Genomic DNA, 13,256 nt, shown 5'->3' on the forward strand with positions numbered 1-13,256 from the left:
CATCCGGACATTGTCAAAAATCAAGAAAACACCCGGGCACAATTGGGTTTATAAAGGAAGTTCCTGCAAAGAAATCGTAATTCGCGCTGGTACACCTTTATCGGCGCAAACGACTATATAGCGCTTTTCGCCGCCCTTCGGTCGATTCTCCCAAGAACGGGTACGCTTCGCCATTGCCCCAATGGTTGCCAACCCCTGACCTGCGCTGCACTTAGCGGGAATCCTGGTATTGAAGGCTCCCTCTCCAGCCCAAATTAACGGCCCATCCGTCTTGTATGTCGCCTGATACTTTTTGCCTGATTTTGCGTCATATTTATACCAGTAGAAGCCGGCGCCCTCTGCAATAACTTCAATTGCGCTAGAATCCGTAGGAATAGCGCAAGCCCTTTCCTTGCTATCGTTATTACCGCAGCGCCGAATATTCTCTCGAATGACTTGGTACAACGGAACGTCCTGGGACATCTTGCACCGATCTGTTGCCGTACCCATTAGCGTATTCAACTCATCATCTGCTAGATCATTCACCCCGGCAGCTCTCAAACCATACCCAAGCACCAGCGCAAAGAGCATGCCAGCTTTTTCATCTTCTTTCTGGTGACTGAATTCACCACAACTGAACTGGTCTAGCTGAATAGGTTCGGCACCCCGAGCAGAACCTATAGAAGCGACCAAGATCAGAGCAATAATAGCAGAATATTTAGTTATCATTTCACGATCCGGGTGAAAGGGGCGTTGGTTGGGAAAATCCTACCTGCGCCCAGAAAAAAATTCAAGCTTCTTGAGTAGTTCAAATGGAGAATCTTTTTGACTCTGTTACACGGACAGTCGAGAACTGGTCGCACATCAATTCAACCTATCGTTACTATAGGTTTTCTGGTTATTTGACGGCTCAAGATAACAATGTTCATGAATTAACGAGATAGTTATTATAAATCAGCTACCACCCGCAGAGCGGGTGGTATGATGAAGGCCCCCAGAGGAGGCCTTGACACGCTACAGGCCCTGTAAGTTCAGCTGTTCCTGACGTTTCTCCGTGTCCTCCTGGTTACGGATATACGCTCGGATAACCTGCTCATCCAAACCCACTGTGCTCACACAGTATCCTCCCGTGTAATTCCTTTTCCTTCCGAGATATTCCCGGTGGATTCGTATCGCCGATTTCCCTTTCAGGAATCCCATCGTGTTCGCCACACTGAACTTCGGCGGAATACTCAGGCATAGATGCACGTGGTCCGGCATCGCATGCCCCTCCACCAACTCAATGCCCGCCTGACGGCACAAATCTCGGAAAATCCCGCCTATCTGCCGTCTAAACTGCCCATAGATCGAGCGCCTCCGATACTTGGGCACAAAAACCACATGGTACTTGCAGTACCATTTCACGTGGGACTGGCTCTGCCAATCTCTCATGATGATCTCCTTCCGTTTGCTGTTGGTTGGAGGGAGGTCATCTACCTCAACTCACGCCGGAACGGCAGAGCCTGTTTGAGTCCACCGCCAGAGGCGGTGGCTAACCTGTTCGAGTTAATCGATTTCGCCTACTCTGCAATTAGCGGAATCTAAAAATTTCACTACATGAATCGAGTGATTCTCTATTAAATGAGCGCTCCTACACCCGCGCGGCAAGTCGCTGCCCTATTGCCCGCCAAAGACTTTCACCGTCAATCTGGCGACGCTTCATCCCAGCGCGTAGCTGAGCAGTATTACTACAAAAATACAGTGGACTACTCTTGAGCAAGCTCCCTCTGAAAAACAGAAGATCTAATCATCACATTAACCTCGATGTTATCAGCATTACGGGCTGGGACCCATTGCCCGGCCCAGTCCTTCATTACGCTTCTCCCCATAGGTTCACTAAGATCAAGTCCGATCAACGGTTTATTGTCACACCCTTGTGAACCGCTACGATCCCAAGCCATTGACACCCAAAAACCCCTATCTGACAATTCAATAGCAGCGCTAGACAAATCAACATCAACCCATCCTCTCCCAATCTGAGGAACTATCGGATCTACCGCGTGGCTATATAGAATATCTCCTGGTTGCCCGGAACTATCGCGATAAATTTTAACGATGACTGGATCAAGCTCTGCATCTAGCGGTCCTCGCCAGAGATATAGCTTGGCACTAAGTATTGAGTAAAAAGCATACTCAACAGAAAAGTGAACCGCGTATTCTGCCACATCACCATATCCAAAATCCGTCGAGTACCATACACAAGTTGCTGACTCACTAGTTCCATCATCATGTCGAAGCTCAGTAGGAAGAGCGGTGGTAGTTGGCAAATTTTCCGTTGCCACAATTACCTGGCCAATAGATTTTGTCGCACCATCGTTATCGGTAACAGATAAGGTAACTAAGTAATTTCCGGCATATTCAAGCGTAACGCTTTGGGTTATTCCCCATTTGTCGTTTGACGACCATTCACTGTTATCCACATCCTGAACCGACCATCGATAACTCTCAATATAGCCATCTAAATCTCTAGATAACGATGCATCTAAGTTAACGCTCAACGGAACAGCGCCTGCTTCAGGGGTGGCTGTAAAAATTGGAATTGGCGGTATGTTATTATCTGTTACAGTCACCCTATGCGTCACCGTCCCGACCAAGCCATCATTATCAACCACCGAAAGTGTAATAGCATATATCCCAGGACTAATCAGCTCGACAGATGGCGCGACACCATATGCCCGCGACACTTCTTCGCCACCACTTTCGATCAGCCAGAGATATTCGTGTATAACGCCATCTAAATCGTTGGATGCCGCGGCGTTTAGTGAAACAGTTAGTGGTGATACTCCCTCAGATGGCGAAAACAGAAATTCCGCTGTCGGCGGCATCTGTTGACCATTGCTAAGAATACCAGAAACGCTCGACCCAGGAGTAACTGTTGGAAAAATTCCAAACTGAATGCTTGGGAAGTGGTGGCTGTATTGTTGAGCCTGATCAACAACAACAATGCCATACTGTCCATTTTCTCCACCCCATAAGGAGTCTATGACGGCATCTCCAAGGGCCCCGCGCATATACGTGTAGGTTGCCTTAAATACTTTATCACCGTTGCTGAGCTGTCCCGCCTCAGTCATAACGAGCGAGAAAGCCCGTCCATTCTGGCGCAACGAAACCTTATCCACTGGAAACATACCCTCTCGAACAACGGCCACTATATCGAAAGAGCTATCACCCAAATTAAGGAGAGAAGGTGAACACCCCGCCATAATAACCATTGGACTACGGCGTGCCGTTTGGTTGTATGTGACCTCCTCATATTCGCGAGTACTCGCCATTTGGGGAAGGTAGTTGCCCGATCTTAAATCCGGAAATGCATGAGAGTGCTGCTGCGCAGAGTCAGTCGCCACAATTTTAAATTCGCCCAGGCGCCCCCCCCAAATTGTTTCCAATGATTGTGAGCCAAACGCACCACGCCGAAATGACAGTGTGGCTTTATACACCTCATCACCACTAAAAAACACTCCAGCGGGAGTCATAGCCATCGAAAACGAGCCTTCTCCGGACTCGCGAAACGAGACCCGCTCAATTGGAATTACTCCGGGTCGAGCAATCGCAACAATATCAAATTCCGTATCTGAGATATCAATTTGGCTAGGACTAAATCCGGCGGCAATTACCTGCGGCCCCAAGCGTGCGGAAACATTATAATCAGGCCCTTCCCCTCCATCTTCACCTTCGTTTCTCATAAAATTACCGCGAATCGACATAACACTAGAATGGACGTTGAACTCGTCTTCTTTTGTGTTCGCCCATATATCGACTGGTTCGCCAGAAACATTTTCGCTGCTCGCACAAACAGCTGTGGAAAATGCCACCATGAAAAATGGCGCAATTAATACACTAACCAAGAAACCCATTCCAACCTCCGTTCGGCCCACATCGCTAGCTTAGCTGCCCTTAACCACTAACACCACACACTTGAACGAGATATCGATTAAATCAACGCATCTCATTCCAGCACATGTAAAGCTGGGTGCCGCAGCTCCCTAAGAGGCTTTATTAATTGGCCGGCAACCAGTCGATTTGGTTAAGCGGTATCTCACAATTTATCCTGAAGTCGACAACCGCTCTATAATCCCCTGTTTTCACTATCCGGACGCTGAATCTAGTGTAGTGTTGCATTCTGTTTAGAACTTAAGCGGCGATTGGCTCGAATCACCTTTTGCAGGATGTCGCGCGCGCTTTTGGTCCAGATGAATGGCTTCGGGGCGATATTGTGATGTGCGATGTAATCGTTGATCGCCGCGATCAATTCTGGAACGCTCGTGAACACGCCACGTCGTAGGCGCTCGGTGGTGATGTCGCGGAAAAAGCGTTCAACCATATTGAGCCACGATGCCGATGTGGGCGTGAAGTGCATGTGAAAACGGGGATGCATTTCCAGCCACTTCTGGACATTGGGATGCTTGTGTGTCGCGTAGTTGTCAGCGATCAGATGCACGCTCTTATCCTTGGGGGTCTCGCGGTCGATCTTCTTCAGGAACTTGAGCCATTCGACGTTGGTGCGCCGTTGCTGGCATTGGCCGATGATTTGCCCATTAAGCACGTTCAACGCCGCAATTAGCGTGGTTGTACCGTTGTGCTTGTAGTCGTGGGTCATCGTTTGCGCACGGCCTTTCTTCAGCAGCAGTCCTGGTTTCGTTCGGTCCAGCGCTTGCACTTGGCTTTTCTCATCGCAGCATAGCACCGGCACATGTTCGGACGGAGACATGTACAACCCGACGATATCTTCCAACTTCTCGACGAACTGTGGATCGCGCGACACCTTTAAGCTATGCACTAAGTGCGGTTTCAGGCCAGTGGCCTGCCAGTACCGCGACACCGTACTGGCATTGACCCCCAGCACAGCGGCCATCTTACGGGTACTCCAGTGCGTAGCCGCCTCTGGCGTCGTCTGCGTCATCAACTCTACCAACTGATTCACGTCCACTTTCCGTGGCGGTGTGCCCCGCGGCAAATCGAGTTCGATTCCGCTGAATCTCTTCGCCGCATAACGTTCACGCCAGCGCCCAACGTTCCCACGGCTGATGCCAAGCTGGGCCGCGATATCCTTGTTCTGCATGCCGTCGGCGGCCAGTAGCGCGATCTGAGCACGTTGAACCAATCGCACGCTGGTAAGTTTTGAACGGATTAGTTTGGTCAACTCCGCTCGTTCTTCATCCGTCAGTACAATTTCAGCAGCAACTCGCACCGATGATATCCATCCTTCTCTGTGTCGGTGCATTCTCCCATGGGGATTAGTTAAGATTCATCAAGAACGCAACAGACCACTAGCGCTACTTACCAGTGACATATACAGCCTCCCCAACCAAGAATATAGCGCGCCCTTAAGCGCCATAGCGATCCAATAATTTTACGAGCCGATGCCAATGTGGCGAAGCTTATCATTGCTTACACAAGACAAAGCAACATACCTGCGCTCACGTCGCCCAAAACTCCATCAAATGGGTCTATCGGACAGACCAGCTTGTACTTTATATCCCTTGAAATGAAGACCATTATTATTCACCGAGAGGCAACTAAACCAGGGACCTCCCCGAGCTGCTGAAACACCGCCAACATCGTCACAAATTTTGTCGCAAAGCCTTTGCATTATCAAACCGGAGAGCATTATCATTTCTGAACAACTCTATAACCAACTATTTTCTTTGGCCTGCATTTCCAACGCCACACACCATTTGATTGCCAGCTTAGCAGTATAGCCTCAACCCCGACTTAGGTTACCCCCACCAGTCCGGCTTTTCGAATCATTAGCGCGGCGGTCAACTTCCTTCGCAAAATTCGACAACGGATATCACCATTGCAGAATAAGGGAAGGGCGATACTCCGGGTAATCAATAGATTCACTACTAACAAAAGCCGAATGATACCAGCCGTCACCAGTGAATGAGAGAGGACGAAGAGTTACTCCATAATTCCCATATTCTCCGGACTTCCATTTTTTATACAAGTCGGTAATATCAAAATCTATATATGTACCATCGGTAGAGAGAATTGGCCAAGATGAACTATCTGCTTCCGCCACGATAGTCGAATCATACGCGGGCCTAGTGTTGTAGGTAGCAGTTGCCTCATTCCAGTTCTCAGAAATTCGATACGCTGCGATACGAGTGGGATACTCCGCCTGCCCGTTATTCTCGTCCCTTCCGGATTTTAGTGGGTACACACGAAGAACAGCCGAGCCAACATTTACTGGTGTATTGGATAGGTCGAATTTAATAAAATTGACTAGCTCCCAAGAAACATTTCCAGGAAGATTCCCTGTATACAAACGCACCTGATCCCCACGAGGAGTATTTGGATCATCATCTCCTCCTCGAAAACTAGTATCGTGAGATGCAATCAACGTTACATTTCCAGATCCATCTTGTGATCCAGGCGAAGCGTCTGAGGATTCTGCCACAACGATTGTCCGAGCAAGCTCCGCCGTAGCCCCATCATTATCGGTTACGGTCAAGGTAACCTCGTAGCTACCGCTCGTGCCAAAAGTTAACGCGGCGTGCTCGCCCACCGCAACCTGCCCATCGCTAGACCGCCAAGAATAGGTCGAGATAACGCCGTCGGGATCACTTGATTGGCTGGCGTCAAAACTCACGTACAACGGGGCTTCCCCACTGCTCTGGCTAACGACAAAACTCGCTGACGGAGCTTCATTTGGTGGCTCCGTAACGACAACAGATTGAGTAGACTGATGTGTTCCGCCATCGTCATCGACAACTACCAAAGTCACCTCATAGGTCCCTGCTGTGCTAAATGTCATGCCCGCAGAAGGACTTGATGCTATTTGCCCATCGTTTGATTGCCACGCGTAGCTAACGATCGATCCGTCTGGATCTCTTGATCCGCTCCCATCCATCACCACTGTCAGCGGAGCGAATCCACCGGAGGGGGTGAGGATAAAGCTAGCCGTTGGCGTTTGGTTTTGTGGCGCAACTACCGATACCGACTGCGTGGACTGGTGAGTCGCGCCTTCGTCGTCAACCACCGTCAAAGTTACTACATAGTTTCCTGCCGAGCTAAAGGTCAATGTCGACGAAATCCCCCTAGCGGTCTGACCGTCACTCGTATTCCATACGTAATTGATGATAGATCCGTCGGGATCTGTTGAACCACTTCCATCCAACACTACTGTCAATGGGGCGACGCCAGCGGAGGGGGCCATAGAAAAACTCGCAACCGGACTTTCGTTTGATGGTTCATCAACGACTATCGAATGCGTTGATTGATGGCTAGCCCCTTGATCATCTGTTACAGTCAGTGTTATCTCGTAGGTACCCGCTGAACTGAATGTCAGATTGGACGAGACACCTGCCGATTCCTGTCCGTCGCTGGAACTCCACACGTAGCTTACGATTGAGCCGTCTGAATCAGTAGATTCGCTTCCATTCAAAGCGACGGTAAGCGGAAGATACCCCGAAGTTGGTGTGGCAGAAAAGGCGGCGGTTGGAGAGGCATTGAAGCCAGGTGTCACAGTGATTTCCTGAGTCGTTTCCGAATGTGCGCCGTCATTATCTACCACTTCCAAAGTAACGAGATATACTCCCTCGCGGTCAAAAGCCATCGTGGCACGGGATCCGCTCGCGGTTTGCCCATCACTACTTGACCAGTTGTAAGCAACGATTGTCCCGTCAGAATCCGTCGCAGCTGCAACCAGCGTCACACTAAGCGGCGCGCGCCCCTGCGTTGGGTTGGCCGCCATGGTAACTGTCGGGACAGAGTTGTCTGTCGCAGGAAAGCTACCGAACTCGATATCTGGAAATACGTGAGTGTGTTGCTGTCCCCGGTCCACAGCCTCAACATTGAATTGACCCGGTTTCTCTCCCCAAAGCTCGGGTAGAGTCGTTCCAACCGGAAACGCCCCCCGTAGGAAGGTATAGGTCATCTTATAAACAAGATCTCCGTTATCCAGCGTGCCGGCGGGTTGCATCAAATTCGCAAAGCCCGTCTGATTTTGGGTTATCGACACTTGCTCCAGAGGCTCAATCCCTTCCCGAACCACAGCAATAACATCGAACGAAGTATCGACGATATCGATTATTGACGGCGACAGTCCCGCCATTATCACCTGGGGAGCCATTCTGTGAGTATTGTTGTAATCTAGCGATGACGATGGCTGGATAAGAGCTTCCTGTGCCAAGTTGTTGCCAAAGGTTAAAACAGGAAAACGGTGAGTACGTTGCTGGCCTTCATCTACTGCCATTACGTTAAACTGGCCTGAAGCATCCCCCCAGGCGTTGTGCATCGTCATTTCCCCAAAAGATCCCCGGTGGAAGGTAAACGTCGTCTTATATATTTCGTCTCCGTTTTCCAATACGCCGGCTCCCTGCATCGCCAGCATGAACCCACTATCAGTAGAGTTAAAGCTAACTTGGCTTATTGGTAGGACTCCCGGTCTAATCATGGCGATAATATCAAACTGAGAATCGGCATGATCAATTTTCGAAGGACTTACTCCGGCGGCGATGACTTGAGGACCCAGCCTAGCGGTACTATTAAATTCTATAGCAATAGCTGGAACGCTAAAGACGGCCTGAACAAACACTAGGATATCGAGGCATGCTTTGCGGTGAAACAGCTTCATTTTCACGTACTCCATACATAGGTCGTTACATGCATCAAATGAAATCCTCGATTTTATAAATAAATGAAATACGGTATAGCAGGACACGCGCTGTTCTGCTGATTCGCCGAACTTCCTCCACAAAATCAATAGAGTCCACGTACCCTATCGTTCTATCGTTTAGACCCTTTTAGGAACGCCAAAGAAACTCATTATCCCACACCCGCCGGTCTCGTCTTCGGTGTTGCGGCAAGGGTTGCATAGCCCGCTATGCGCCCCTTGCCGCGCCCTGAAGACGAACCACGATAGTGCGCGATTTTGGGATAATGAATTTCCTCCGCGTCCCTTATCTATAGACGGCCGCTTTCACAGTGCCATTATTCAGCCGAATGACATCCAATCATTCCTACGCCGAATGATGCTTACGCGCTCGGAATTTCGAATCTCTTCCAACTCATTGCGCTGGATAACTTCCGAATTCGATGTCAGGAAACGCGTGAGTATGCTGCTGCCCGTGGTCAACCGCCTGGATATAAAATTGGCCCGGCTGATCGCCCCATAATGCCTTCATCACTGTGCCGGGCTGGAAGGAGCCTCGCAGGTAGGTGAAGGTCATTTTGTATACCTTGTCACCATTGTCCAACACGCCAGCCTCGTTCATGAGCTGGGAAAACTCGCCCGCGTTCTGGCTTAAAGTTACCTGCTCAACGGGCAGTACCCCATCACGAATCACCGCAATCACGTCAAACGCGCTGTCGGCGACATCCAGCAGTGCTGGGCTGTAGCCTCCCATCACTACCTGCGGTGCGAGACGTCGAGTGGCGTTGTAGTTTACGGGTTGGACCTCTTGCCCTGCTGCGGTTTGCTCCGGGTAATTTCCCCACCGGAGAGCTGGAAATGCGTGACTGTGCTGCGCGCCTTGGTCGACTACCTCGACGTTGAATTGCCCCTCATCCTCCCCCCAAGCAGTTGAAAGTGTCGTTGTCCCGAACGACCCGCGCTGGAAGGCGAACGTGGTCTTGTACACCTCGTCACTATTTGACAGCACGCCTGCGCGATTCATCGCCATGGCAAAGCCGCCGTTGGTTGAGCGGAAGGAGACGGACTGGATGGGCAAGATGCCTGGCCGGACCAGCGCGACGATATCAAACTTGTCGTCGGCCAAGTCGATTTGGGACGGGGAAACGCCGGCCGCGATGACTTGAGGACCTAGACGCGCCGTGTCGTTATAAGTGACATTCATTGTATCGCCATCCTCCTCACCTACAGTGACCGAAACGGTCTCCTCGGTAGTGGCGACTTCGCCCGACGAATCGATCACCGACAACGTAATGGTGTATCTCCCCGCGCGATCGAAGGTAAACGATGCCGTGGAGCCCACAGCCGATTGCCCGTCGGAGGTAGCCCAGGTGTAGGCAATGATGTCGCTTCTCGGCTCGGATCCGGAGGCATCCACATTTACCACCAACGGAGCCTCGCCTCCCGCTGCCAACAACGTAAATGCTGCGCTTGGTCCTTCGGCACCGCCTCCTATCATAGCCAGCGTAAGCACCCTTCCCGTTACCCCTGCCGGGTTACCTGCAGCCGCGTCTCCATCGACAAGATCGACGGAAACCGATCCTTCCCATCGACTCCCGGACACATTTACCGGAGGCAATGTAATCGTCACTTCAGAGGCGGCCTCGCGGCCAGTGAGATCCGGGAGCGTAATAACCAAGGTGTCGTTTGAGCTGAACGTCGTCACTCTGTCGATTCCCCATCCCGAAGACGATACCGGCGCTCCAGTTCCGGAGATGGCGCGGGTATCCACGTCTGCCTGAGCAGACGCCCAGGTAACACCTGAGCGCAACACTAACCTCATGCTCCCTCCGGGAAAGAACGAGCGCGCGGCCGGCTCGGTCAGAACCAGCTTCCCCAAAGCCTGATTGGCTCCTCCGACAACTAAGTTCGTAACGCCAGCCACGTCACCGGTGACTCCTCCCCCTGGAGTGTACGCAATAACATCGTTCTCGACTTGAGCCAGTGTAAGAGCTCCTCCAATAAGGCCGGCCCCATTTGCTCCAGAGAGATCCCCGTCTACTACCACTGCGGAAACCGCACCGATGGAAATGGCGGCGGACACATCGACCAGCGGCAAGGTAATCGTCACTTCGGACGCGCCTTCGTCGCCATTCACCCGAGGAAACGTTATCACCAGCGTATCGTTAAGGCTGAACGTCGTCGCTTTCGACCCGCTCCACCCTGTCGCAGTCACCGGCGCGCCATTACCTCCGGTTACCTGGGTATTCACATTGATTTGACCGGATACCCACGTCACATGGCTCGGCAGGACCACCCGAAAGCTCCCTCCTGAGGAGAATGAACGAGCAACCGGCTCTGTCAGCACCAAGTTCCCCACCGCTTGGTTTCGGCCGCCGACAACTAGGCGAGTAACGCCGTCTACTTCGGTGCCAACTCCGCCGTTGGGGACATACCCTCCACCACTTACCACTACGGTTTCAGTAGCACTGGCAGTCATGCCGTCGTCATCCTCGACGGAAAGAACGACGGTGAAGGTACCCTCCCGTTCGAAGGTCATCGATGCCGTCCTACCGGCGTAGCTCTGACCGTCCGACGAGGACCAGGTATAGCTAGCGATAAAGCCATCGGCATCACTGGAGCCCGAGCCATCCAGCGTCACTGTAAGCGGCGCGCTACCGGAGGTGGCAGAGGCACGAATAACCGCTACAGGCGCCACGGGTTCCGGCGCAGCATCCACGATGATGGTTTCAGTCGCTGTATCCGTGTTCCCGTCGTTATCCGTAACGCTCAGCGTGACGGTGTAGCTGCCCGCCACCGTGAAGGTCATGCTCGCGGTCTCCCCGCTTCCGCTCAGGCCATTAGATGAAACCCACGAATACGAGGAGATGAAGCCGCCTGGATCGCTGGAAGAGGCCCCGCTGAGTGAGACGGTGAGAGGCGCTTGACCAGCGTGTGGCGTCGCACCAATTACGGCGGATGGCATGGCATTAGCCGAGTCAAATACCGATCCGGTCAACGAGAGTCGGTAGGGTTGACTAGAATATCCACTACCACTAACACGGAGGTAGTAAGTTCCTGGAGTGACCGTATAGTCGATCTGGCCGGATGAAACGCCGCTCACGTTTACCGACCGGAGGGATGACTGGTTGGCATTGTACAGCCGTAGTTCGCGATACTGCCCGCTCGTCTCATTTGCCAACGCGACGTTAAGACCACCGACGTTGAATACCTCCAGTGAATAGAAGTCGATATCGTTACTGGTTTCGATGTAGCCGGTGGTACTTCCCGCTCCAATCGCTACAGCGGTTCCAAAAGCTTCGTTGGGCTCATGGATATCGAAGTCGCTGGAGCCGAAGACCATCCCACCCACAGTCAGTCGGTAGGGTTGACTGGAATACCCATTGCCACTTACTCGGAGGTAGTAAGTTCCTGGGGTCACTGTATAATCAATTTGGTCGGATGAAACACCATTCACATTTACCGACCGCAGAGATGACTGGTTAGCGTTGTATAGTCGGAGCTCGCGATACTGCCCGCTCGCCTCATTGGTCAACGAGAGATTGAGACTGCCCACCACAGCGACTTCTAGCTTATAGAAATCAATATCGTTGCCGGTTTCAATATAACCTGTAGTACTTCCCGCCTCGATAGCCACGGCGGTGCCAAAAGCTTCATTAGGCTCATGTGCATCCTGCCCGGCAGCGCCAAATACCGCCCCGGCTACAGTTAGTCGATAAGGCTGTTCGGAGTAACCATTTCCGCTAACACGAAGGTAGTAGGTCCCCGGTGTTAACGTGTAGTCTATTTGGCCGGATGAAACTCCGCTTACGTTTACCGACCGAAGAGATGACTGGTTAGCATTGTACAGCCGAAGTTCGCGATACTGCCCACTTGTCTCATTAGTCAACGTTAGATTGATACTACCGACGCTAGACACCTCCAGCGTGTAGAAATCGATATCGTTGCTGGTTTCGATGTAGCCGGTTGTATTCCCCTCTTCAATAGACACCGCGGAGCCAAAAGCTTCGTTTGGCTCATGAGTATCCAGCTCAGAAGAATCGAATACTGCCCCGGCGACGGTAAGCCGGTAAGGTTGACTGGAATATCCATTGCCACTAACGCGAAGGTAGTAGATTCCAGGTGTTACCGTATAGTCGATCTGTCCGGCAGACACGCCGCTTACGTTTATCGACCGAAGTGATGATTGGTTTGAATTGTAAAGTCTTAACTCGCGATATTGTCCGCTCGCCTCGTTGACTAAGGAAAGATTAAGACTGCCAGTGCGCGGAACGGTTAGTACGTAGTAGTCCACGTCGTTGCTGGTTTCAATATAGCCCGCTACGGTGCCACTCTGGAGCGGCGAAGCGTAAATAAGCGCATCATTTGGCTCAAAACCATCAAAATCTCTAAGCCAATGTAAATCAAAGCCCTCGTTGGAGAAAAGAGTTGATGATGGCTTATTGGTGTCGTCAGCTTTTTCTGTCAAATCAGACGAAGACAAACCAAACGACAATCGAGGCCCCGTTTCCGCGGATACGGCACACGACCATCCCACAAATAGGAGCAAGAAGACAATCAAACACAATGGTGTGTGGCAATCAGAAAACCCGAAAAGTCTTCTACTGAGAAAAAGGTCATTATTAACATAACTCATTTTTGG

The 13,256-nt window shown here is 51.4% G+C and carries 6 protein-coding genes; all 6 read right to left on the bottom strand.

Going from position 1 to position 13,256, the window contains the following annotated elements; translation table 11 throughout:
• Positions 1 to 48: 48 nt before the first annotated feature.
• A complete protein-coding gene (locus ACYQ2W_RS08000) occupies positions 49 to 708 on the bottom strand; it encodes a hypothetical protein (protein ID WP_459865052.1) in 660 nt (219 codons plus the stop codon).
• 285 nt (positions 709 to 993) lie between these two features.
• Positions 994 to 1,410, bottom strand: coding sequence for an IS200/IS605 family transposase (tnpA, locus tag ACYQ2W_RS08005; protein ID WP_459865054.1), 417 nt, complete (start codon positions 1,408 to 1,410; stop codon positions 994 to 996).
• A 314-nt stretch (positions 1,411 to 1,724) separates the two neighbouring features.
• Positions 1,725 to 3,872, bottom strand: a complete 2,148-nt coding sequence (locus ACYQ2W_RS08010) for a PKD domain-containing protein (protein WP_459865055.1) — start codon at positions 3,870 to 3,872, stop codon at positions 1,725 to 1,727.
• A gap of 248 nt (positions 3,873 to 4,120) precedes the next feature.
• A complete protein-coding gene (locus ACYQ2W_RS08015; protein ID WP_459865056.1) occupies positions 4,121 to 5,206 on the bottom strand; it encodes an IS630 family transposase in 1,086 nt (361 codons plus the stop codon).
• Positions 5,207 to 5,809: 603 nt separating this feature from the next.
• A complete protein-coding gene (locus ACYQ2W_RS08020; RefSeq protein WP_459865058.1) occupies positions 5,810 to 8,596 on the bottom strand; it encodes a PKD domain-containing protein in 2,787 nt (928 codons plus the stop codon).
• Between the two features lie 433 nt (positions 8,597 to 9,029).
• The gene (locus ACYQ2W_RS08025; protein WP_459865060.1) at positions 9,030 to 13,250 is read right to left on the bottom strand and encodes a PKD domain-containing protein; all 4,221 of its coding nucleotides are present in this window, start codon (positions 13,248 to 13,250) and stop codon (positions 9,030 to 9,032) included.
• Between the last annotated feature and the right edge of the window lie 6 nt (positions 13,251 to 13,256).

Source organism: Endothiovibrio diazotrophicus (assembly GCF_054657215.1).

What these genes read in the sequence shown, in the direction of transcription:
- ACYQ2W_RS08025 (WP_459865060.1), bottom strand. Translation starts at nt 13,250, where the DNA reads ATGAGTTATGTTAATAATGACCTTTTTCTCAGTAGAAGACTTTTCGGG.
- ACYQ2W_RS08020 (WP_459865058.1), bottom strand. Translation starts at nt 8,596, where the DNA reads ATGAAGCTGTTTCACCGCAAAGCATGCCTCGATATCCTAGTGTTTGTT.
- ACYQ2W_RS08000 (WP_459865052.1), bottom strand. Translation starts at nt 708, where the DNA reads ATGATAACTAAATATTCTGCTATTATTGCTCTGATCTTGGTCGCTTCT.
- tnpA (WP_459865054.1), bottom strand. Translation starts at nt 1,410, where the DNA reads ATGAGAGATTGGCAGAGCCAGTCCCACGTGAAATGGTACTGCAAGTAC.
- ACYQ2W_RS08010 (WP_459865055.1), bottom strand. Translation starts at nt 3,872, where the DNA reads ATGGGTTTCTTGGTTAGTGTATTAATTGCGCCATTTTTCATGGTGGCA.